We start from the raw sequence: 24898 nt of genomic DNA, 5'->3' as shown, positions 1-24898 counted from the left end.
TTATTTCAAGCTCTTCACAAAGGCCTTCGGCCGCTTCATCCGTTCCGAATAGACATTGCCGAAACGGTCGGTGACCGTGATTTCGAGTTCCGACACGGGCGACGACGCCGTCACGCTGAACATGTGCGACGAGCAGCACGACGCCCAGTCGGCATTGGCTTCGTATTTGGCCTCCACGCGGGGAATGTCGAAGGTGATCGTGTGCAGCGGGTCGCGGTCGAAGACGCGCTTCACCTCAAGCGGCGAACCGTCCTCCCGCACCTCGACCTTCCAGGCCGGATCGTAGTTCCAGACATTGATATAAACAACGTTATCGCCCACTTTTCCATAGTCGTCGCCCTTGTTGTCACGGCTCGCATACTGGGCCAGCAGCGCCTTGTAGGTGCTGTTGTCGAGGTGCTTTTTCACGGTGTTCATGTCGTACGTGCGGAACTGGTATCCGGCAGGTTCGCCGATGCCCTTGTAGCTCCACTTCACGTCGGTCGAATTGACCGTATAGATTCCGTAACCGGCAGGCGACCCGTCGACGCAGATGGCCCGGTCGGAAAAGAAGGTACTCCACCACCATGTTTCGCAGACGGCGGCCGTGTTGTGTTCGATCACCTTGTCGTTGATGACCATCGTGGAGTTGTGGTGCGTATGCCCCGTTATGAAATGCACCTCGGAGAAATCCCGGACGGCATTCATCAGCGCCCCGGTTCCACCCGTGGCGCTCGGCATCTTGGCCGTGTTGGCGAACGAGGCGTTGTAATTTTCGTAGAGCTGGACATGCAGGCAGACCACCAGCGGCGCCGTCTTATCCTCGACGGCAGCCAGGTCTTCGGCCAGCCAGGTCATCTGCGCCAGCGACACGACGCGGTTGTAGTCGCGGCTGCCCAGCACGCCGTCGCTGCCGCCCGTATTGATCCAGTCGATGTCGTCGAGTACCACGTAGTGCACCTTGCCGAGGTTGAACGAATAGTAGTTCGGGCCCAGCGTCCTGCAATAGGAAAGCTGCCCCGGGGCGTCGCCCTGCACATAGGGGTCGTTATCGTGGTTGCCCATCGCGTGGAATACGGGCACGGAATATCCGTTCCGGGAAAGCCACTGCCGGTAGTGCGGAAGCCGGAAATTACGGTCGTACCAATACCTGTCCCAGGTCATGTCGCCCGCCATGAGGCAGAAAACCGGCACGGGGCTGGCATCGGCAAAAGCCTGCGTTTCGGCGATAAACCCGTTTTTGAAATTGCGCAGGTCGTTCTGCTTGTCGGCCAGGTGCAGGTCGGCGCCCACCAGCATGACGTGATTTTCGGTATCGGCCTCCTCCAGTTCGAAGTTATGCTTCTCGCACACCCCGGCCTCGTCGGTCAGTCCGGCCCAGAAGCCCATCATATTGTTATCGAGCGCAGCGGGCAGGTAACCCTGGGGAATCGTGATAAAGACATACCCCAGCGTCTTGAGCGACGGAATCCAATAGTAACCGTTCTCATCGGTGGTGACCGTCTGCAACCCGTCCGACACGCGGACGCCCGGCACGCCTTTGTCACCGCAGAAAACAATGCCCTTGATGTTCATGCCCTCCTTGTCGGGAACTTCCTGGTCGGTCGTAAGGTAGATTTTCACTGTGGCGACATACTGTTCCTGCACACCGCGGACCACATAAACGTCGTAGCTCTCCCGGGCGATCGCCGCAGGTATCACCACACGGGCCGTCTTGGCCGTAACGCCGCTTACCGGCAGATCGAGCACGGCGGCGTCGGCCCGGAACGAAACCACGTCGCCCGCCTCGAAGCCCACTCCCTGCAGGGTCAGCGTCTGCCCGGCATACACGCTCATCACGGGCGCGAGGTAGAGATTGCGCACCAGCCTCCGGGGCTGTTCGAACTCCGGGGAATCGCTCTCCGAGCACCCTGCCGCGAGCAGGAAGCCCGCGAGCAGGACGAAGAGCATTTTCAATTTGAATTGACCTATTTTCATCGTTCGGATTTTTAACGGTTTATAAATCGAGGCACGACATGCGTACGACACCGATGCGGCTGGTTCCCGAAGCGGTGTTCTCCGTGTCGCTGGCATTGCGCTGGCGGGTAGCCCGCAGACGGATCGAGAAACTTTCGCGGTCTTTCAGCTCGTCGGGCAGCACGAAGAGGTATTCGGGCGCTGCGATGCTGTTGTGCCAGTTCGAAGCCACGTATTCGTTGCCGATCGGCGTCCAGGTTTTGGCATTGTCCGTATCGGCCCACTCCATCTGGAAGTACATCGGGCCTGCGGTGTTGCTCGAGGCCGTAAACTGGAGTGAAATCTGCCCCGTAAAGCCTTTCGTCGAGAGGTTCGAGAGAATCCAGCAGCAACCGTCCGTATCGGTATTGACCGCAGCGGTATTTTTCCACCACCCCTGCGCCATCACAGCGACATACTGCACCCCTTTGGTGTTGCCGTAAGCCGGGAGCCATACATTCTTCACCGCATCCCATGTCGCCGCCGTACAACGGGCATGCGCCCACGCCAGGTACATCTGCTGCGTATTGCCCGAAGTCGATCCCAGCACGTCCTCGCCGACCGAATGTTTGAGCTGTCCCTGTCCGACGGACGCCGTCACCGACTGCATGGCGCCTGCATTGTCGGTCCACGGACCGATCTGCATGACGGTCTTCGAAAGGCGGCTTGCGGCCGGGGCCTTGAAGTTGGTGATGTCCGACTCGCGGCGGATGCGCACGCACCAACTCTCGACCGGACGGCGCATCTGGTCGCGGCCGTCGTAAACGTCGCATTTGTAACGCTTGTTGACGATACCCGTGATATCGCCGGCCCCTTCGGGAATCATCGAAAGCGCCCGCTCGGTGAACGACCACGTGGTGTAGAGTTTAGCCGTATTGCCCTTGGCGTCGCGCAGGTAATGGCCGTACTCGATCGTCAGGTCGTTGTAATCCGCCGAAGCCTGATAGGCGGCTCCCTGTTTGATACCGAGGTACGACACTCCTTCGTTGATGTTGACCAGCGTCCCGTAAGGCAATGCGAATTCAACGTTGCGCAGCGTCACCAGCCGGTTCTCATACGCCGGCAGCTTCGTCAGGTCGTCGATCACGACCGGTTCGACGGGTGTTCCCGCCACGGCGCTCTGTACGGCCGTCGAGGAGAGCCCGGCGATCTTCAATCCGTTGGTATAGGCGTCGCGTTCGATATGCTGTCCGTACATGTGGAGCGTAACGACCTGGTTCAGGTCGCAGGTATTGTCCGCCGCATCGTCGAATTCGATCCACAGGCCTCCGGTCTCGTCCTGGATGAACATCGTGTTGTTCACCTGCTCGCCGCCTCCGGTCGAATAGGCCACCGGATAGTTGCGCGTCGTACGGTCGCTGATCACGCTGCCCGCGACATAGACGTTGCGCGCGATCTTACCCTCGCCCATCGCCAGCAGGTCGGCGACCGTGATCTTTTCGGCCTCCTCGAAGGCGCTCGACCGGTCGGCCTGCATGATGGCGAACACACACGACACCGAAGTGCCGTAAGCCCGGATACGCACCTGCGCTTCACGCGGCTCGGAGCCCGGATTCGCCGCACAGGTGAAAGTCTGGCTCACAGGCGTGAAGTCGCCGATCGTAACCCACGAGGCATCGGCCGGATCGACCAGTTCGGCCACCCAGTCGATATTCGACTCGACGCCCACGGTGAAGGTCTCGCCCTTGACCGAAACGGTCTTGCCCGACTCCTTGACGTTGACCTTCAGTTTGGGCTCGTCGCCCGCCTGGTTGAACCGGATCGTCGCCACCGAAAGGCCGTCGACCACGATATTCAATGTCCCGTGGCGCTGGTAGGCCGTCGTATTCTTCTCGACCATAGCCGAGAAACGGGCGTCGCCGACACCCTCCGTCGGCCAGTAGGACAGCCATTCGAGGTCCTCTTCGTAGGTGGGTACGAGTTTCCAGCTTCCGTAGTTGGAGTACATCAGAAAATCCTGTGTCCCGCCCGCCGTATTGAACGACACCTCCTGAATCCCGTTTTTGTCGTTATCAAGGATATAGACATATTTCTCCTGCGTCTCGTCCTTTTCGCACGACGTGGCCAGTGCCGCCGAAACCAAGGCGGCCGCCCCGGCGGCAAAGATGCAAAGACGTTTTATCATCGTTTTCATAGTCCAGTCTTTTTCGGTTATTTGATTCCTTTGTCGACGGCAGCCTTACTCCACCAGACGGGGGTCTTCATGTCGTCGGCGCCGCCGTAGTAGGTCCTCAGGCGTTCGACGGCCGCATTGTAATTCTCCTTGTTGGTCTCCATCGTATTGGTCGGATAGACCAGACGCGTCGGCAGGATGTGGTCGTTGAACGTACCGCTGCCGATCGTCAACACCGGATACCCCGTGCGGCGATAATCGGCCCACGCCTCGTAACCGACCCAGAACAGGGCCACGTATTTCTGGTTGATGATCGATTCGAGCGTTCCGTCGTAGGGGACATTCGCCAGGAAATTCTCGATCACCTTGTCGGTGATGTTCAGTCCCGTCGTATCCACCTCTTTCCAGTAATTGATCGAAGCCCGGATGGCGTTCTGGTAACAGGCGGCGGCATCCCCCGCGATCCATCCGCGCTGGATGGCTTCGGCCTGGATGAACAGCACTTCGTCGTACTTCATCAGCGCGTAAGGTGAAGCATAATCGCCCAGATTGGCTTTGTTGAGGTTTGCGATACCCGTAAAATCGGCCTCCTGCGATTCGATACCGCTTTGGCCGCCTTTCCAACCCTCGGCGCCCGACGGTTGCTGGAACCAGATACCGATGCGCGGATCGCCCGAATGATTCATCATGTCGACGATCTGCTCCGCAGGGCGGCGTCCGGTCGAGGTGGTGAACTGCGTATTCAGCTTCGTGCCCCAGTAGTTGACGAAAGGCTCCACGCTTTCATAAGACATTTTGGCATTGTCGCCGTTGCTTGCAAAAACCGGATACCGGTCCGGATTATTGAAGATTTCGGCGATCTTCGCGGCGACGCCCATGGCCGCATTGCGGTTGCTCAACCGCATGAGCAGGCGCAGGTAGAGCGAATTGTTGAACTTGCGCCATTTCGAAATATCGCCTTTGTAGAGCAGGTCACGCTCGGCGCTGGGTAGTTTCAACGAACTGTCGTAAAGCGAATTGGCATGCTCCAGGTCGGCAAGCAGCGCCCGGTAGACCGCCTCCTGCGAGTCGAACACCGGCTGTTTGATACCCTCGGACGAACCTTTGAAAGCCTGCGAATAGGGAGCGTCGCCGAACAGGTCGGCAATGTTCTGCAGGAACAGCGTCCGCAACGTGAGTGCAATAGCCTCGTAATTGGGGTCTTCTTTCCGGACAGCCAATTGGCGCATGTGGTCGGCATTGGCCGCCTGCATGTAGAGATTGCTCCAGGCCGACGCACCCACCGAATTCTCGATCACATAACGGTGGTAGGTGTTGTTGCCCGAGCCGGCGATCGTATACTGGATCAGCTCGCCGTTGAGCTGCCAGGTCCGGTAGAGGAATACCTCGGTCCCCGAATAGAGCAGTTCCTGGATCATGCCCGCAGGGGATATCTTCCACTGTTCCATTTCGTTGGGGTTGGTATTGTATTCTTCGAATTTGGTCATACAGGCGCTTGCCGCCGTGAGCAGCAGGGCCGGGATCAAGATATATTTCAGCATTTTCATAATCGCGTCAGTTTTAGAATCCGAGTTTGAGACTGAATCCGTAGGAACGGGTCATCGGGTAAGCGCCCGTCTCGACGCCGCGGTAGAGCGACGATCCCGAAAGCGAAGCCACCTCCGGATCGAACTGCGGGAAATTCGTGATGCAGAACAGGTTCGTGGCAAAGAACGACAGCGAGACGTTCTGGAACACCTTGGTCTTGGAGCAAAGTTTCTTCGGCAGCGAATATTCGACCCGCAGTTCCTTCATTTTCAGATACGAGGTGTCGAAAACATTGGATTCGGTGTTGCCGCGCGGATAAATGACCGTATTGTAGTAATCGACCGCATCGGTGGTGATGGTGTTGTTCGGCGAATAGACGCCGTCGGCGGAGACGTTGACGCCCGGATGAATCAGACCGTCGTAACGTCCCTCGAGCGAATTGGTCAGCTTACCCATGTAGGAGAGGATCGAATTGGTCAGCGAGTAGGCTTTGCCGCCATACGAGGCGGCGAACGAAGCGGAAACGGTCAGGCTTTTATAACTCACCGTCGTCGTCAGGCCGGCCTTCCACTGGGGGTAAATACTGCCCAGGTCCTTGAGGTTGGTAGCGTCGAGGATGGGATTTCCGGTCGAGGCATCGACGATATGCTGTCCCGAACAGTCGATCTTATGCCCGTCGGCATCGTAGTAAAAAGCACCTTTGGGCGCTGTTTCGAGCCCGTATCCGTAGATACGCCCCAACTCTCCGCCCGGATAGGCGTAGATGAAGACTTTGCTGCCGATGGTATTGCTCGCATTGAGCTGCCAGACATTGACGCCCGGGGCCAACTCGACCAGTTCATTCCAGTTCTTCGACCAGTTGGCATCGATATTCCAACGCCAGTTTTTGGTTTTCACGAGCTGGAACCGCGCCGAAAGTTCGATACCCTCGTTACGCACGCAGCCGGCGTTGATGACCATCGACGAAGCGCCGGTCGCCCAATCGGAGGGGACGTTGATGATCTGGTTCGTCGTCTCCGAACTGTAATAAGCAAAGTCGAAAGAGATGCGGTTTTGCAGGAAGTGGCCTTCGAAACCGACCTCCCAGCTCTCGACATTTTCGGGTTTGAGCCGGTAGTTTTTGGTCGATCCGGGCAGTTTGTAAGCCCCGGTGAAAACCGATGAATTGGAGTAGGAACCCAGGAGCTGGTAAGGCTCCGTATCGTTACCCACGTTGGCCCACGAACCGCGAATCTTGAGCATGTCGATCCACTTGGCCTTATTGCGCAGTTTGAACACCTCGTCGAGCAGCACGCTGGCGCTCACCGAGGGGTAAAAATAGGAGTTGTAACCGGGAGCCAGCGTACTCGACCAGTCGTTGCGGCCGGTAATATCAAAAAAGAGCATGTCGCGCCAACTGAGCGAAACCAACCCGTAGAACGAATTGATCGACTTGGTCTTGCGCAGGTTGTCCACATCGAGTTTCCCGTTGACGTTCTGCAAAATGAACACGTTGGGTTCTTCGAGCATATTGGCCGTCAACCGCACGGAATGATACTTATAGAGCATGTTGTTACCGCCCAGCGACGCGTTGAGCGAAAAATCGCCGAACGTATCGCGGTAGCTCAGCAGAAAGTCGTTGTTGAGTTCGATGTTGCGGATCGTTTGTTCGCGGTACATTCCGTCGAGGTAGGCATGCGTGTACTGCGGTTTCTGCTGCGTACGGAAATCGTTGCTGAAGTCGATGCCCGAACGCACGGTCAGCGACAGTTTCTCGGGAATAATATGCCCCGTCACGCTGGCATTGCCGTAAACACGGTCTTTGGCCTGCGTATTCAGACACTCGTAAACAATGAAATAAGGATTGTCCATCGATCCGTTAATCAACTTCACCGAAGAATCGCTGCCCGAATAGTAGTCGACCAGCCGGCCGCTGTTCCATTCGTTGTATGCATCGCGGGCCGAAGCGCTTACAGGCTGCCAGAGCAACGTTTTCAGGGGCGACGAATTGCTGTATCCGCCCACGGGCAGGTTGTCCGAATTTTTGCGGTAGTAGCTCAGTTTCAATCCGGCCTCGATGTATTTGTTCCGCTTGCTGATAGCCGAAAGCGTGAAGTTCTGGGTGCTGAAACCCGTATTGGGCACGATCCAGTCGTTGCGCGTATCCTTGACCGACACGCGCAGCGACGAGCCATGGCCGTCGCTGGCGTCCACCGCCAGACTGTTGGTGTAGGTGACGCCCGTCCGGAAGAATCCCTTGTACCAGTCGCATACTTCGTACGGAAGCCGCGTATAGGTCCCCGTCGCCGGATCGAACGAGGCATACATGTAACGCATCTGCCCCTGGATTTTCTCGCCGAACTGGTAACGCGAATGGAATGCATTTACTTTTTTGCCGGTATCCGAATGATCGGCGTCGACCGTGTAGAACGAATATTCGTCGGGATTCAGGCCGTTGGTCATATGCCCCGTATTGATGGTCGTTTTGCGGAAGTCGCCGGCGCCGTATACATTCTGGAAATCGGGCCAGTAACCCGCCTTGTCGAAGGTTACCGAGGTGGTAAAAGTAACCCCGATGCCCTTCTGCTTGCGGCCCGACTTGGTCGTAACGATGATGGCGCCGTTGGCGGCGCGAGATCCGTAAAGCGCCGTTGCAGCCGGGCCTTTCAGCACCGAGATCGACTCCACGTCGTCGGGATTGATGTCACCGGCGCCATTGCCGTAGTCGATCGGGGCGTCGTCCGATTCGTAAGAACCCGACGACGTATTGGAATCCATGCCGCTGCCGATGGGCACGCCGTCGACCACGAACAGGGCCGTATTGTTGTTATACGAGAGCGAGCCCTCGCCGCGCAGCGTGACACGGACCGATCCGCCGGGTCCTGCGGCCGACTGGTCGAGATTCAGACCGGCAACCTTACCGGCCATACCGCTCAGCCAACTGCCGCTGGCATTGTTGGTGATGTCGTCGGAGCCGATCTTCGAGACGGCATAGCCGAGGCTCTTCTCCTTACGGGTGATACCGAGGGCCGTCACCACCACGTCCTCGATGCTGTTGGCCGCCGCCCGGAGCTGGAAGTCGATACGCGTACGGGCGTTCACCGTCTCCGTCACCGAATCGTAACCCAGATAGGAACAGACAATTTTGCCGTTTGCCGGAACATTCAGCGTATATTCGCCGTTGGCGCCGGTGCTCGTACCGAGGGTCGTACCCTCGACGATCAGCGTCGCACCGACGAGCGGCACGCCGTCGGCATCACGCACCGTACCGGTTATTTTCACATTGGGACGGGCCTTGTCGGCCGCCTTGCGCACGAGCACGACCTGTGTTCCCCGCACCGTAGCCGTCACCTCGGGGATCGCCTGCGCGATGACCGCCTCGACGGAGGCGTCGGTCACGCTGAGCGAGACCCGGCGGGCGGGATCGAGATCCGAAATGTTATACACGAAAGTGTAGCGGCTCTGCTTTTCGATGGTTTGCAGCAGCTCTTTTACCGTAATATTCTTGACGTTAAGCGTCAGTTTACCGTCGCGCGAAGAGGAAGGAGGCACTGCAACGGCAGCAGTAGCGACCACCAACGCCAGCAAAACCGGCAGGACACGCCGCAGACCGCAACGGGCACGGTACGCCCGTTTCTGAATGGAAGTTTGAAGTTTCAAGGCAATAAGGTTTTTGAATGCACGAAAAAAGGTTCACACGTTCCGGACAACCGTCGGTTGCGGCCGCCGGAGAAGGCCTAATAATCGAAAGCAGGAATGCGTAAAGGTCTTGTCATAGCGATGAAAGTTTTAGAGTTAGTTTTATATCATATTGATTACCAACATATTACATTTCAGCAACAAATAAGTTATCCCACGTTGTCCCAAAGAGGACATCGTACAAAACGGTCTATCTGCGTGTTATGAAAATTGTTCCCCCGGAGGATTCGTAACGGATCGGAACCACCAGTGCGATGGCATCCAGAATCTCCTCGAGCGGCTCGCTGCGCAGCGAAAGCGTGAGCCGCGCCTCGAGCCCGACATCGTCCGCGATGTCGAACTCGACGTTATAGCGGTGTTCGAGGTTGACGAAAACGGCGTCGAGACGCATCTCATCGAGTTTCTGCGTTTCGAACATCCACTTATTGTAATTATTGGCATCGACAGCCTGGTAGTCGATCTTTTTCGAATTGCGGTAGGCGACCAGCCGCTCGTCGGGACAGAGCGTGACGGGCAACTGCCCGGCACAGGTGGCTTTGACCGAGCCGGAGACAAGCACCAACTCGGCATAGTCCAGGTGCTCGTAACATTTCAGGTCGAAGACCGTCCCCAGCACCTCGACCTCCATCAGCGAAGTCCGGACACGGAACGGTTTCGAAGCATCGCGCACGACGTTGAAGAGCGCCTCGCCTTCGAGCCGTACGGAGCGCAAATCGCCGTCGAACGACTCGGGATAGTAGAGGCGGCTGTCGTAGTTGAGCCAGACCTGCGTACCGTCGGGCAGCACGAAGCGGCCCTTGCTGTCCTCGCCCGTAACCACAAACACCCCGTTTTCGGGTTTCAGGAACAGGCGGGCGCCGAGGGCGCCGAGTCCCAGCACCACCCCGCAGACGGCTGCAACGGCCGCCATACGCCGCCACGATGCAGCCAGACGGGCAATGCGGCCCTTTTTCGGAGCCGCGGCAGACGAAGCCGCCGGCATCGACTGCATCAGCCGCTCGAACGACTGCTCATAGGCAGCACCGTTCACCGGGCCGAGCTTCGCCGCGTTCCACTCCTCGAGCAGTTGTTCCTCCGCAGCCTCGCCGCCCGCATGCTCGTCCAGCCAGCAGCGGAACTGCTCCTGCACCTCGGCGGGCATGTCGTTGTTCGCGAAATCGGAAACTATGTTCTTGGTCTTTTTAGTCATGGCTTTTTTCCGTGGGGAAGCATCGTGCGGCAAAATGCCGGGGCGCCGCAGTCCGCTGTCATCCTCTTACACATACTAGACGATCCAGCGGCGCAACACCCCTACGCCGAAATGAAAATAAAATTCAGGAAATTTCCTTTTTGATGCTGCCGAGCGCTTTCGTAATCTGGTTTTCAACGCTTTTGGGGCTGATATTCAACTCCTCGGCAATTTCACGGTTGTTCTTGCCGCACTCGCGCGACAGGCGGTAGATTTCATACCTCCGGGCAGGCATCTTGCTGACGGCGGCTTCGATCTGGCGCGACAGTTCGGCCGTGTCGATCCGCTCCGTAACGTCGTCGCAAAGAATCTGCCCGTCGACCCGGGCGCTGTTTTCGAACTGCATCCGGATCCGGCTGTGCTTACAGATGTCCAGCACAGCATTGCGCGTCATGCGGAACAGGTAAGCGTTGAGCGACTGAACCTGGGCCAGTTCGCGGCGCTGCATCCACAGTTTGGTGAAGATATTCTGCGACACGTCCTGCGCCTCGTGGATATTCTTCAGCATCTTCATGGCGAAGGCCTCCACACGCGGGGCGTATTTCAGGAAGACAAGCCGGAAGGCATCACTGTCCCCGCCGCTCATCCGCCGTAAAATATCTTTCTCATCTTCCATATCAGGATGCTATATATTTTCTTTTACAGCTATTATCATTGAATATCCGTCACAAATAAAACAATAAAAGAAATAAAAACAAAATTATTCCGATGAAAATTCCATTACAAGTCCCGATAATCGACCAAACGGTCTGCGGCGCGCCCCGGCTACGGGTTCGGCACGCACTTTGTACTTACTTCAGTCAACTGCGGAACAGCAACCGCAGTGAGGTTTCTTCATTTATTTAAGTTTGGGTTAGTAGTTTTAGGAGGGCAACCTCCGAAGGCAGCAGGCAATCGAGAGATTCCCTGCTGTTTTTGTGTGTCCGCAGGCGGTCCGGCCCGAAGGCCGGCCGGGCGCGTGCCGCCCCGCTGTTTCCGGATGCCGCGGAGTTCAAAAAAAGCCACCGGGTATTCCGATCGGTCCCATGCGGCGCTCCGTCGGCCGATTTTCCTGTCCGATAACGCGCTCCGGCACGAAAACTGTGCGGCGACCGATGACAGAAAACAGCAAAATCCAACCTATCCACCATGGCAAAACAAAAAAATATCACGACGACACAGTTGGCGCTGATGACCGCTGCCGCCGTCATCAGCCTGCGCGGCCTTCCGATGATGGCCCAGGAGGAGCTGACGATGTTCTTCTACATCTTCTTCGCGACGTTTCTCTTCCTGATCCCCGCGGCACTCGTGGGCGCCGAACTGGGCAACGCCTTCGCCGACCGCGGCGGCGGCGTCTACACCTGGGTCAAGGAGGCCTTCAACCGCCACCTGGGTTTCTCGGCCATCTTCCTGCAATGGATTCAGAACGTCGTCTGGTATCCCACCGTACTGGGATTCGCCGCCGCATCGATCGCCTACATGATCGGCGTCCCGGCGCTGGCGCAGAACGGCCTCTACGTCGGGCTGTTCTCGATCGCGATGTACTGGTGCGCGACGCTCGTCACGCTGCGCGGCACGTCGGCCATCTCGGGCATCACGTCGAAAGGATTCCTCATCGGCACGGTGCTCCCGGGCATCGTCGTGATCGTGATGGCGGTCATCTGGATGGCGGGCGGCAACGAAATCGCCCTGAAGGAGATTCCGGCCACCGTCTCGCAGGTCGTCAACGTCGACGCCGCACAGCACGTCCATCCGCGCCTCTTCCCCCACATCACGGGCATGAGCGACATCGCCTTCCTGGCGGGCATCCTGCTGCTGTTCGCCGGCGTAGAGGTACACGCCGTCCACGCACCGGAACTGAAAAAGCCCCAGACGCAGTTCCCGCGGGCGATGTTCCTCGCGGCGCTGATCTCGTTCGGGCTGTTTACGCTGGGCGCGCTGGCCGTGGCCATCATCACCCCCTACGACCAGATCAACCTCCAGTCGGGACTCTTCACCACCTTCCAGATCGTCTTCGACCGCTACCACGTGGGCTGGCTCTCGAACGTCATGGGACTGCTGGTAGCCTTCGGCGCGCTGGCGGGCGTGATGTCGTGGATTTCGGGTCCCAGCCGCGGCCTGCTGTGGACAGCCAGGGACGGAGCGCTCCCCTGCTTTCTGCAAAAGACCAACAAGAACGGCGTACAGATCAACATCCTGATCATCCAGGGCTGCATCGTGACGCTCCTTTCGTCGCTCTACATCGTGATGAGCGATGTCAGCGTGGCATTCTTCCTGCTGAGCGCCCTGACCGTGGGACTCTACCTGATTATGTATATGATGATGTACGCCGCGGGAATCCGCCTGCGCTACACACAGCCCAAACTCATCCGCAGCTACCGCGTGCCGGGCGGAAATACGGGCATGTGGCTGATCGGAGGCGTGGGGTTCCTCGCCGTGCTCTTTTCGTTCGTCGTCACCTTCTTCCCGCCTTCGCAGTTGCCCGTAGGCAGTCCGGCGATGTATACGTGGCTGGTCGTGACCGGCACGGTGGTCTTCCTCTCGATCCCCTTCATCATCAGTTTCGCGATGGACAGGCGCAACGCCCGTAAAAGCGCCGCAAAAGCGGCTCCGAAAGCTTAAAACTCGACCGTCAGGCCCAGCGTCGGCAGGAGCGTGCCGCTCACCTGTTCGAGGTATTTCATGCGGTAACGCCGCTCCGACGCGGGAGCCGATGGATTCTCGACCTCACCCGTAGACATCAGCACGTCGGGCTGACGCAGTTTGCCGCCCGCAACGTTCTGCAGGTCGATGTAGATACCCAGCATGCAGCGGCGGAAATAAAACACTTTGTCGACACGTACGTCCAACTGGGCAAAGGCGTCGAGCCGCCCGGCGTTGTATTTCGAATAGTCGTAATAGGGCCGTCCCTGCGCATCCCACGCCTCGACGAGCGACGATTTTTCCACGTCATAGGGCGTATAGGGCGCACCGCCGACGGCGCTCAGTTTCGCGCCGAAGCTCCAATGCCGCGGCAGATCGTAGGTTCCGCTGACGTTGACCACGAAACGGTTGTCCCACGCCGAAGCGATCCACGGGGCCGAACGGTCGTTGCGATACTCCGAGCGGAACACGGTCACCGCCCCCACGACGCTCACGCGTCCCGGAATCTGCCAGCGGGCCATCGCCTCGACGCCGTAAGCGCGCCCCTGCGCCGAGGAGACCAACTCTTCGTTGCCCACCACGCCGTAGTCGTTGCCTTTGCAGGAGAGCGGAATTTCGTCCGTAACGGAGAGGGGCACATCGCCGTAGCGTTTGTAAAATCCCTCGACCGAAACGATCAGCCGGTCACGCAGCCGCCAGTCGACGCCCGCGCTGAAAACCCCGACCCGCATGTAGTCGAGCGATTCGTTGACCAGAGCATCGTTCTCTTTGAATCCCAGCGCCGTGTAGGGCGGCAACTGGTAGTAAAGTCCCGCACTGCCGCTCACCGACCAGCCGGGACTCACGGCATAGGAGACCGAAGCCCGGGGCGAAAGCTGGCGCCACACCCGCGCCATGCGCGACGAATAGTCGCACCCGTCGGCCCTGAGGCCCGCCGAGGCGGTGAACCGCTTGTCGGCCGAGGCGTATTCGGCCCCGGCGAACAGCCCCCAGCCGACGATTCCCAGCCGGGTATTGTAATCCGACAGTTGCGTTTTATCGGTATAGAGCCGCTGCAACGTGCGGTTCGTGTAGTTCGAATAATTCACCTCGACACCCTCGCGGACGGTCCAGCGGCCCAGGTAGGTCCGGTTCTCGGCCCGGAGCGTGGTTTTCTGCTCCACGGAGCGCAGACGCAGGGTCAGGTTATCCTCCGAGGAGTCGTCGTTGCGCAGGTATTTCAGGTTGCGGTTGTTCAGGTAGTTGTGGCTCAGCGTCACGGTCTGTACGTGGCGGCCCGCATAATGGCGCCACGAAGCCCCCACCGTAAAGGTTTCCTGCCGGATGCGGGGCAGGTAGCTCAGCAGGTACTCGGCGTCCTCGCCCTTCTCGTCGACGTTGAGACGCATGTTGTCGAACCCTGCAAGCGCCAGCACCGTCAGTTCGTCGCGCTCCGAAAGGCGCGTCCTGACCTTTGCCTGCCCGTCAATGTAATTGGGCAGGAACGGCAGTCCCAGCATCTTGAACAGCAGTTGCAGATAGGACTGGCGGACCGAAAACAGGTAAGTCGTCTTATCGCCGATGTGCCCGCTGCCGCTCAGTCCCACCTCCGAAGCGCCCAGCGTGGCCTTGAAGGTCTGCTTCTCGGCGTTGCCGTCGCGCAGGCGGAAGTCCAGCACCGAACTCAGCGCTCCGGCCCGGTCGGCCGGGAAAGCGCCCGTATAGAAACTGATTTCGCGCACGAGGTCGGCGTTGACGATGCTCACCGGACCGCCCGTCGCGCCCTGCGTAGCGAAGTGGTTGATGTTCGGAATCTCGATCCCGTCCATGTAAAACTTGTTCTCCGAAGGTCCTCCGCCCCGCACGATCAGGTCGTTGCGGTAGCCTACAGGTGAAAAGGCCACACCGGGATAGGAACGCACGATGCGCGACACGTCGCGGTTCGAGCCGGGACTTTTCTCGATCTCCTGCAAGCCTATTACCTTCAGCCCCACGGGGCTCTCCGCCGTAACGCGGAACGGCGACGGCGAGACCGTCACGGCTTCCAACTGCGCGGCGTCCTCCTCCATCTCGATCTCGACGAAAGGCGTGGCGGCCGACACCATGTATTCAGGCGTCGTGAGGCTCTTGTAGCCCACCGACGAGACCGCCAACCGCCAGATGCCCGGTTTCACGCGCTCGATGCGGAACCGCCCCAGCGAGTCGGTCGAAGCACCCTTCTGCTCCTGCCCGGCCAGCACTACGGCGGCATAAGCCACGGGCTTACGGCTCAGACGGTCGATCACCCGCCCGCTGACGGGATAACTCCCGCCCTGCGCCTGCACGGCAAACGCCGCAAACAGGCAAAAAACCAAAATCGCAACTTTCAGGAATTTCATACGGCAAAGATAGTCAGTTACGCACCGCCCGACGCCGCTTCGCCGGAATATTTCGGCAGTAATTTCAAGTACGCGAGCAGGATCACATTCATCAAAAGGGCATAGACAATGGCCGGGATGGCCATTTCGCCGTTGTTGAAGATCAAAGGCGAGGTCGCGATGGCGATCGCCTGCGCGGCGTTCTGCATCCCGACTTCGATGACGATCGTCCGGCGCACCGCCCGCCGGAGCCGGAATACCCGGGCCAGCAGCGACCCGGCCCCCATTGCCAACAGGATCAGCGTTCCCGCGGCCAGGCCCAGCACACCGAAGTTTGCCACGATCGCCGAGGCATACTGCACGAAGAATACCGCGGCCAGCAGCATCAAAGCGGGAAAAGCCACGCGCCCCAGCAGGGCATGCACGCGCTGTGCCGCCCGAGGCCGCCAATACCTGAAAAACGCCCCGCACAACATCGGCAGGAACAACAGAACAATGTTCTGCATCAACAGTTTGCCGACCGGCAGGGAGATGACCGCATCGGTATGCACCGCAACGAAATGCGCGACAAATTCCATCACCAGCGGAATCGAGACCAGTGTAATAAGGCTGCTGAGCGCAGTCAGCGTCACCGAAAGGGCCACGTCGCCCTTCGCCAGCATCGAAAAGACGTTCGACGAACTTCCGCCCGGGCAACAGGCGATCAACAGCAGTCCCATGAACCAGACAGGCGGAAGACGGAACACGAGAGCCACGCCGAAAGCGATGAGCGGCAGCAACACCAGTTGCCCCAGCAATCCTGCGACGACAGCCGCCGGACGGCGGATCACCCCGGCGAATGCCTGCCGGTCGAGTTCGATGCCGAGCTGAAACATCAGCACGATCAATATGGGCAATACGATCCAGATTGTATTCATATAATAAGTAACGCAATACGGCGGCCCGGGAAGCCTCACGTCCCGGAAGCCGGTTTCATTTCACCGCAAAGGTCCGCCTTTTTTTGAAAATCCGGACTGTTTTCCGGAAAAAATTGTACTTTTAAACTTTCATTTAAGCACGAAACGACAGTTTATGTCCCTTCACACCAAATACGACATCCTCGACAACCGGCTGGTCATCCGCCGGCTCAACGCCGGGGACAAGCAGTGTTTCGAAGCCTGTTATCGATTCTATTACAAAGGATTGTGCAGCTTCGCCTCACGCTGGGTCTCCCTCCCCGTGGCGGAAGATATCGTACAGGACACCATGCTGTACATCTGGGAAAACCGGGACAAACTGATGGAAGAACTTTCGCTGAAAGGGCTTCTGTTCATGATTGTCCGCAACAAGGCGCTGGACCGCGTCACCCGCCAAAACGTCCATTCGCGCATCCACCTGCAATTGGAAAAAACCTTCGCCGACCAGTTCGACTCCCCGGATTTTTACCTCGGGACAGAACTTGCACGGCTCTACCACGAGGCGCTCGCGCAACTGCCCGAGCAGACGCGCCGCATCTTCGAGATGAGCCGTTTCCAGGGTATGACCCACCAGCAGATCGCCGCAGAGATGGAAGTGTCGCCCCAAACCGTCAATTACCACATCGGCCAGGCCCTCAAGGTTCTCGGCGTCGCCCTGAAGGACTACCTGCCGCTTATCGCCCTGTTTTTCGAAATTCCCGGCAACAACTGAAACGCCCTCTCCTGAAATCAATTACAACAAGACAAAAACGAAAGCCCGAAAAAATTTCGGGTTTTCGTTTAGTAACTATTCTCCCTTAATCGTATTACATACAGAAACCGCCTTTTATGAAAGAGATCGACGACAACCTGCTAACCACGTTCCTCGAAGGAAAACTCGACGAACAGACCAACCGCGAGATCGAAACCTGGTACGACGCCTCCGAAGAGAACCGCCGCCGGCTCGAAGCGCTCTATTTCGTGCTTTTCACCGGGGACCGGCTCCGGGCGGCCGCATCGGTCAACACCGACCAGGCGTTCAGGTCGCTGCAGCGGCGCATCGAACTGCGGCGGCAAAAAAACAAACCTCAATGGCGCCGGATCGCGATGCGCTATGCCGCCATATTGGTTGCGGGCGTAATCGTCGCAGGCATGTACATCTACCAGAACAGACCCGACGACCGCATCTGCACGGTCAATGCCGAAAACAGCGAATGCACCGTAACACTGCCCGACGGCTCCGTCGTACGCCTCACCCGCAGTTCGGAACTGAACTATCCCGCCGTATTCAGCGATAAAAACCGTACGGTACACCTCTCCGGCGAGGCCTTCTTCGAGGTCAGCAAACGCAACGGCGCACTGTTCACCGTCACGACGGTCCACGACGCCGAAGTCGTCGTCCGCGGAACCAAATTCAACCTGAAAGCCTATAACGACAGTTCCGACATCGAAACCGTACTGGTCGAAGGAGCCATCGATTTCCGCGCCGCCGAGCATGTCGTGGCCCTGCATCCGGGACAAAAAGTCTCCTACAATCCCGCAGACAACGACCTGACGCTGCAAACGGTCAACATCGAAGCGGAACTCTCCACCCGGCTGCGCACCTTTCGGCACGTAGACCTCTCGCAGATTACGGCAGTAATCGAAGATTTCTACGGCCTGGGCATCACCTTCCGCAGCGATGCGCTCAAAGGAATCCAGTTCACCGGAACCCTCGATTTCAACATGCCGATCGACCATATCCTGGAGGTGCTGACCCTCTCGACGAACACCCGGTTCTCCCGCCACGGCGAGAAAATTACGATTTACAAATAATTCAACATAATTTTATTAATCCAATCTTAACCAAACCTCTATGAAACAAAAGTTACTCTGCACACAGCGTGCCTGGTATCTACGGCTGGCATGCCTGTTACTCCTTATTCCGTGGGGGGGGGAAATCCAAGCCGCTTCGTCGCTCCAGGATACTTCGGTGCGCGTTGAAAACGTAACCACCCTGAAAGAGTTGATCCAGCAGATCGAGGCGCAAACCTCCTACCGGATCTCCTACCAGGGCAATCTGGCGGACAACGTTCCGGCAAAAATCTCGAAATCGACCAAATCGGTCTCGCAACTGCTCGATGATGCACTGCGCGGAACCGGCATCACCTACATCATCCGTCAGAACAACATCATCCTGACCCGCACGGCGGCGCAAAGCGCTGCTCCGGCTCCGGCCCCGGCTCCGGCAGTCTCGCAGAAACACCACATCACGGGACAGGTAATCGACGCCGCGACCCGGCAGCCGATCATCGGCGCCACGGTCTGGATCAAGGATTCGGCACTCGGTACGAGCACTGCTTCGGACGGCTCGTTCGACTACGCGTTCTCCGGCAACTTCGGGTTCGTAACCATCTCGTACGTCGGCTACCAGACGCAGGAGTTTCCGCTCAACAGCATTCCCAAAGTGATCACGCTCGCTCCGGACAACAATCTCGAAGAGGTCGTCGTCGTCGGTTACGGCGCCCAGAAGAAAGCCAGCATCGTCGGTTCGATCGCCACCGTTGCGGTCAACGACATCAAGATGCCTACGGGTAAGATTTCAAACAACCTGGCCGGACAGCTCGCCGGCGTCATCTCCGTACAGCGTTCGGGCGAACCGGGCGCCTCGTCAAGCTTCTGGATCCGCGGTATCAGCACCTTCGGCTCCAACAAGACGCCGCTGGTGCTGGTCGACGGCATCGAACGTGACCTCGACCTGGTGGACATCGAGGACATCAAGGAGTTCTCGATCCTCAAGGACGCCGCCGCCACCGCCGTCTACGGCGTACGCGGCGCCAACGGCGTCGTACTGATCACCACCCGCGGAGGTATCGTGGGCAAGCCGCAGATTTCCATCAAATTCGAAGCCGGCATGGTACAGCCGACCAAGATTCCCGACATGGCCGACGCCATCCAGTTCGCCGAAATGTACAACGCGGCGGCCGGATACGAGGTCTACTCGCAGAAGGACATCCAAATGTTCCGCGATGGTTCGGACCCCGACCTGCACCCCAACATCGACTGGGTGAAAAAACTCTATAAGGATTATTCGTTCAACCAGCGCGTGAACATCAACGTCACCGGCGGCGGTTCCACGGCCAAATACTATATCTCGGGCGGTTTCTACAACGAGGACGGTCTTTTCAAATCCGACAACATGAAGGAGTACAACACGTCGGTTTTCTACCGCAGGTTCAATTTCCGGTCGAACGTCGAGGTCCAGCTCCACAAATACACCAAACTGAACGTCAACCTGGCCACCACCTTCGAGCGCAAGAACCAACCGGGTTCGGACGCAACGAACGACAGCGGAACCGGCATCTGGGACTATGCGCTCAAGACCGCACCCAATGCTTTCCCGGCAGTCTACTCGAACGGTCACCTCGCCGGTCCGGCCTCGGGCCAGGGCGAGAACCCCTATGCACTGCTGACACAGAGCGGCTACCGCGAAATCTTCTACAATACGGCGCAATCGCTTTTCTCGCTGACCCAAGACCTGGGCGACTGGGTAACCAAGGGGCTTACCGTCTCGGTCAAAGGATCGTTCGACGCCAGAAACGTCAACAACCTGATTCGCAAGAAAACCTCGCCCCAGTGGCTGGCCACCGGCCGTAACGAGGCGGGTGAACTGGAATTCAACCAGACAAAGATCGGCGAGGAAAACCTCTCCTACAAGGCTGCCAGCACCGGTTACCGCGCCGTCTATTTCGAAGCCGCAGTCAATTGGATGCGCACCTTCGGCAAACACGATGTTTCGGCCATGTTCCTCTTCCAGCAGTCGCAGAAGAACAACGTAGGCAGCAAAAATTCCAACGGGGAAGAGCTCTCCGAACTGGCACTGCCCTACCGTCATCAGGGTATCGCCGGCCGCATCACCTACAATTACGACAACCGCTATTTCATCGAAGGCAACTTCGGCTACAACGGCTCGGAGAACTTTTCGCCCAACCACCGGTTCGGATTCTTCCCGTCGGTAGCCCTCGGATATGTCGTTTCGAACGAAAAATTCTTCGAACCGCTCCGCAATGTCGTCGACATGGTCAAGCTCAAAGCCTCCTACGGCCTGGTCGGTAACGACCAGATCGGCGGTAACCGCCGTTTCATCTACAACGAAACGATCAAGAGCGGCGGCGACAGCGGCAGCTACTATTTCGGAACAACCCCGTCCAACAATTCATCGGTCCGGCTGGGCGACTGGCCCAACGCGAACGTAGGCTGGGAGAAGGCGAAAAAATTCAACGTCGGCGCCGACCTCTCGTTCTTCAACAAACTGCGCATATCGGTCGACTATTTCAACGAACACCGCGAAGGCATCTTCCTCAAACGCGGCTCGATCCCGATGTACGTCGGACTGAGCACCAAACCGTGGGTGAACATCGGCAAGATGCGTAACAGCGGTATCGACGCCTCGCTCGAATACCACCAGCCCCTCGGCAAGGACTTTCACCTCACCGTGCGCGGTAACTTTACCTATGCCCGCAACATGGTCGTAGACAAGGACGAACCGAGTTGGAAATATGCTTACCGGAATGCAACCGGACAGGCCCAATACCAGAAATTCGGATTGGTCGCCGACGGTCTGTTCAAGGATCAGGAAGACATCGACTCCTGGGTGAAACAGAGTTTCGGCGATGTCAAGCCGGGCGATATCAAATATGTCGACATCAACGGAGACGGGATAATCGACAGCTACGACGTAAAACCGATCGGCTACCCCGACATCCCCGAAATCGTTTACGGGTTCGGATTTTCGCTGCAATGGAAGGCATTCGACCTGTCGGCCTTCTTCCAGGGCGTCGCGCATGTCAATTTTTCGATCATGAACGACCAGACCCAGCCATTCATCGCCCGCAATCCCAAAGAGGCAGGCGTCTTCGCAGACATCTACAACAACTACTGGACACCGGACAATCTCGACGCCAAGTATCCGCGGCTGACGACCGGAACCAACCCCAACAACAGCCAGTTGTCTACTTTCTGGATGGTCAACGGACGTTACATGCGCCTGAAAAACCTCGAAATCGGCTATACGCTGCCCAAACGCATCGCCAGCAAGATCGCCATGCAGAATCTGCGCATCTACCTTTCGGGCGTCAACCTTCTTACTTTCAGCCCCTTCAAGTTGTGGGACCCCGACCTGCAGACCGGCGCCACCAACTACCCGAACAACCGGATCATCAACATCGGTCTTACGATCGGTTTCTAATCCCTAACCGGCAACAATCATGAAAAACACAATCAAGATATTCATTCTGTTCCTGACCGCCGGGGCCTTGCTCGCCTCCTGCGATTCATACCTCGACCGTCAGCCCGACGAACCGCTGACCTCGAAGGACATCTTCAAAAAACAAAAGACCACCTACCAGTATCTGGTCAACATCTACTCCTGGCAACCGTTGTACGATCAACCGGCCTGCGTTTCGGCGTCGACCGGCAACCTTCCCTGGGAAGCCTGCTCCGACGAAACATCGTTTGCCTACCTGAACCGATACTATACCCAGATCAATTACGACTCCTGGACCCCGGCTCTCAATCTCTACCGCAATGCCACGTACAACAACCTGTACAAGGGCATCCGCGAAGCCAATTATTTCATGCAGCACGTTTACGAGTGCCCGCCGGAGGAACTGGGCGATGTCGACAAAGGTTACTATTACAACGAAGCCCGTTTCCTGCGTGCGCATTTCTACGCCATGATGCTGCCTGTTTTCGGCCCCGTCTTCCTCGTCGGCGACGACCCGGTCGACTTCACGCAGACCGGACTCGACGAACGCGAGCGCAATACGTGGGACGAATGCGTCAATTACGTAGCGAACGAGCTGTGGGAGGCGTCGAAAGGGCTGCCCGACAGTTGGCCGACCCACTTCTACGGCCGCGCGACCAAAGGCGCCGCCCTGGCGGCCCGCGCCCGCCTGCTGCTCTACTCGGCCCGCAAACTCTTCAACGGCAACGACCTCTATAACGGGGTAGTCAACAAATACGGCGACCACCTTTTCCCGACCCAATACGACGAAAAGAAGTGGGAAAAGGCCGCCCAGGCCGCCAAAGACGTGATGGATCTGAACCTCTACACCCTGGTCGGCGCCGACGGCGAAGATCCCTACGGCAGTTTCAATTCGCTTTTCACGTCGGTCGGCTCGGAAAAAGGCGCCGTGGAAAAAATCTACACGTTTATCGCCAGCGGCTACCAGGCGCGCGTCGTCGCCACACCCCCGAAGGTCGGCGGTACGGCCTACGGCGGCTACGGTGTAACCCAGAAAATGGTCGACGCATTCGCCATGTCCAACGGCCGCTATCCCATCACGGGTTATACCAACGACGATCAGTCGCAGCCCATCATCGATCCCGACGCAGGTTATAGCGAAACCGGATTCTCGAAATTCAAGCATCCGATCTACGGCGACGAACTCGACACCTACAAAATGTACCAGAACCGGGAACCCCGTTTTTACATCAACGTATTCTGGAGCGGCATGACCTGGCACGGTGCAAATAAGAAAACCGCCGATATTCAGTTTTTCACCAACGGCAACTCCGGACCGGGCGCTTCCCACAACTATCCTCCGACGGGTTATCTGGCTCACAAGTTCATCAATCCGGCGCTCGACACCTCCGTGGGCGGAACCGGTACGAACGTATTCGGATTCATCGATTTCCCGGTGTTCCGTTATGCGGAAGTCCTGCTCAACTACATCGAATCGCTCAACGAATACGATCCGTCGAACACGGACATCACGCTCTACCTGAACATGATCCGCAAGCGCGCCGGCGTTCCCGACATCGAGGAGGTTTATCCCGACGCCGTCGGCGACCAGACCAAGATGCGCGAACTGATCCGCCGCGAGCGCCAGGTCGAGCTGTGCTTCGAGAACCTGCGCTATTTCGACACACGGACCTGGATGACCGCCGAGACGGACAACAACATGCCCGTTTACGGCATGAATATCTCGGCCAAAGACCACAAATCGACCGGCGAATTCTGGCAGCGCGTCGTCTGCAAGTACGACGGCGGCCGCGACGGCAACCGCGTCTTCACCAAGCGCGGCTACCTCTTCCCGATCTCCCAGGAGGAACTCGATCGTGTGAAATGCACGCAGAATTACGGCTGGTAAACCACACTAATCCGGATAATTATGAAACTGAAAAATATATTGCTTCCCTTCGCCGGCATCCTGCTGCTGACCGCCTGCGAAAAAGACCACCGCAACGACAACCTGGTAGACCCGCGTGTCTACATCGTCAACAACGGGGCGCAGACTGCGACCTATTACGACGTGGAAGAGACGCTCGACTACAACATCTATGCTTACAGCAGCGGCTATTTCGGCCAGGCATCGGAGGTAAAGATCGTGCTCGACCCCGACGCCATCGGAGCCTTTAACGCCGCAAACGGTTCCTCCTACTCGCTGCTCGGCGAGGATTGCTACCAGATCATCAAAAGCTCCGGCTCGATCACGGCCGAAGGACGGCGTGCAACCTTCTCCGTACGACTCAACTGCCCGAAGATCATGAAGCTGCCCCAGATGAACGACTACGTCATCCCGTTCCGGCTTACGGCTGCGGGAACCGAAGTCAACGAAGAGCTGAACACGATCCTGGTCAATCCCCGCATGCAGCAGACCGAGGTGCTCGTCAGGAATGCCGGCCTCGTGGAATCCGACCTGAGCGCCGCCGACGCCAACACCCTCGAATTCGTCACCTACACCGAATTCAACAACAAGTGGGACACCGAGAGCACATACGATCACGGCAACGACGTGCTGGCCGAATACAATGCGGCGAACGGCACGCAGTATATCCCCCTGCCGGCCGATTCGTATACGTTCACCGAAGGCCAGCTGACAGCCGGACACAACGAAGCCGTATCGACGATCAAGGTCGACAAATCGAAACTCAGCACGGACCGTTACTACACGCTGGCCGTAAAACTCAAAAGTAATTCTAAATTCAAGATCAGCGAGAAAAACACGGTCCTTTTCCACATCTCGCTGCTCCCGATCGCAGACAACCGGAAAGAGTGGAAACTCATCCTGTGCAGTTCCTACTACACCGGCCGCGGTCCCGAACTGATGATCGACGGCGATCTGGTAACCCGCTGGGAAAGCCGTTACAACAACACCGGGCAGGGCGACATCAACCCCGATGAAGCGGCGACCGTCTGGGACATGGGCAAAACGTACTACTGGTGCGGCATGACGCTTGTCCGCCGGAGCGATTCGTACGTTACCGACCTCCGCGCCGGCTACGTCGAACTGTCGGACGACGGGGAGAACTGGACCAAAGCGCAGGATTTCGATTTCGGCGACAAGACCAACACCTCGACCACCGGAACATACTCCACCGAGCAGTGGACCGTTTCGGGCCGCTACATACGCCTGGCCGTAAATGCCAGCAACCGCAACAAGCTGTACTCCGTATCGGAATTTATCCCGGTACTGGCGGAGAAAACCGAATAACCGCAAAT

General features: G+C 57.9%; 14 protein-coding genes. 6 read left to right on the top strand and 8 right to left on the bottom strand.

Annotated features, from left to right (window positions below; genetic code table 11):
• From KG007_RS09580 to KG007_RS09555, 6 genes are all read right to left on the bottom strand, one after another.
• Positions 1-1956 carry a calcineurin-like phosphoesterase family protein gene (locus KG007_RS09580; RefSeq protein WP_213348486.1) on the bottom strand — a complete coding sequence of 652 codons (1956 nt, stop codon included), beginning with the start codon at positions 1954-1956 and terminating at the stop codon, positions 1-3.
• 19 nt (positions 1957-1975) lie between these two features.
• On the bottom strand, positions 1976-4108 hold the full coding sequence (locus KG007_RS09575; protein WP_213348484.1) for a BACON domain-containing protein: 2133 nt from the start codon (positions 4106-4108) through the stop codon (positions 1976-1978).
• Positions 4109-4125: 17 nt separating this feature from the next.
• A complete protein-coding gene (locus KG007_RS09570; protein WP_015547446.1) occupies positions 4126-5634 on the bottom strand; it encodes a SusD/RagB family nutrient-binding outer membrane lipoprotein in 1509 nt (502 codons plus the stop codon).
• A 13-nt stretch (positions 5635-5647) separates the two neighbouring features.
• Entirely contained in the window at positions 5648-9253 is a 3606-nt protein-coding gene (locus KG007_RS09565) for a SusC/RagA family TonB-linked outer membrane protein (RefSeq protein WP_249413299.1), read from the bottom strand.
• Between the two features lie 229 nt (positions 9254-9482).
• Complete coding sequence (locus tag KG007_RS09560; RefSeq protein WP_213348482.1) at positions 9483-10481, bottom strand: FecR family protein; 999 nt, start codon at positions 10479-10481, stop codon at positions 9483-9485.
• A 124-nt stretch (positions 10482-10605) separates the two neighbouring features.
• The gene (locus KG007_RS09555) at positions 10606-11136 is read right to left on the bottom strand and encodes an RNA polymerase sigma-70 factor (protein WP_195461059.1); all 531 of its coding nucleotides are present in this window, start codon (positions 11134-11136) and stop codon (positions 10606-10608) included.
• Positions 11137-11648: 512 nt separating this feature from the next.
• On the opposite strand from KG007_RS09555, the gene KG007_RS09550 reads away from it, so the two are divergent.
• Positions 11649-13121: an amino acid permease gene (locus KG007_RS09550; protein ID WP_213348480.1), complete on the top strand. Its 1473-nt coding sequence runs from the start codon at positions 11649-11651 to the stop codon at positions 13119-13121.
• Here the strand turns inward: KG007_RS09550 and KG007_RS09545 are convergent.
• Positions 13118-15499: a TonB-dependent receptor gene (locus KG007_RS09545; protein ID WP_213348478.1), complete on the bottom strand. Its 2382-nt coding sequence runs from the start codon at positions 15497-15499 to the stop codon at positions 13118-13120. The two genes, KG007_RS09550 and KG007_RS09545, sit on opposite strands and share 4 nt — an antisense overlap.
• 17 nt (positions 15500-15516) lie before the next feature.
• Positions 15517-16395, bottom strand: coding sequence for a bile acid:sodium symporter family protein (locus tag KG007_RS09540; RefSeq protein WP_213348476.1), 879 nt, complete (start codon positions 16393-16395; stop codon positions 15517-15519).
• Positions 16396-16549: 154 nt separating this feature from the next.
• On the opposite strand from KG007_RS09540, the gene KG007_RS09535 reads away from it, so the two are divergent.
• The 5 genes from KG007_RS09535 (at position 16550) to KG007_RS09515 (ending at position 24890) form a co-directional block, all read left to right on the top strand.
• On the top strand, positions 16550-17146 hold the full coding sequence (locus tag KG007_RS09535; RefSeq protein ID WP_213348474.1) for an RNA polymerase sigma-70 factor: 597 nt from the start codon (positions 16550-16552) through the stop codon (positions 17144-17146).
• Positions 17147-17262: 116 nt separating this feature from the next.
• On the top strand, positions 17263-18228 hold the full coding sequence (locus KG007_RS09530; RefSeq protein WP_213348472.1) for a FecR family protein: 966 nt from the start codon (positions 17263-17265) through the stop codon (positions 18226-18228).
• Positions 18229-18268: 40 nt separating this feature from the next.
• The gene (locus KG007_RS09525) at positions 18269-21640 is read left to right on the top strand and encodes a SusC/RagA family TonB-linked outer membrane protein (RefSeq protein ID WP_213348470.1); all 3372 of its coding nucleotides are present in this window, start codon (positions 18269-18271) and stop codon (positions 21638-21640) included.
• A 19-nt stretch (positions 21641-21659) separates the two neighbouring features.
• The gene (locus KG007_RS09520; protein ID WP_213348469.1) at positions 21660-23546 is read left to right on the top strand and encodes a RagB/SusD family nutrient uptake outer membrane protein; all 1887 of its coding nucleotides are present in this window, start codon (positions 21660-21662) and stop codon (positions 23544-23546) included.
• Positions 23547-23567: 21 nt separating this feature from the next.
• Positions 23568-24890, top strand: coding sequence for a BT_3987 domain-containing protein (locus KG007_RS09515; RefSeq protein ID WP_213348467.1), 1323 nt, complete (start codon positions 23568-23570; stop codon positions 24888-24890).
• Positions 24891-24898: the final 8 nt, after the last annotated feature.

The organism is Alistipes montrealensis (assembly GCF_018362775.1).
GTDB lineage: Bacteria > Bacteroidota > Bacteroidia > Bacteroidales > Rikenellaceae > Alistipes > Alistipes montrealensis.
Note: the sequence above shows the minus strand (reverse complement) of the source record. Positions and strands in the feature narration are given on the sequence as shown.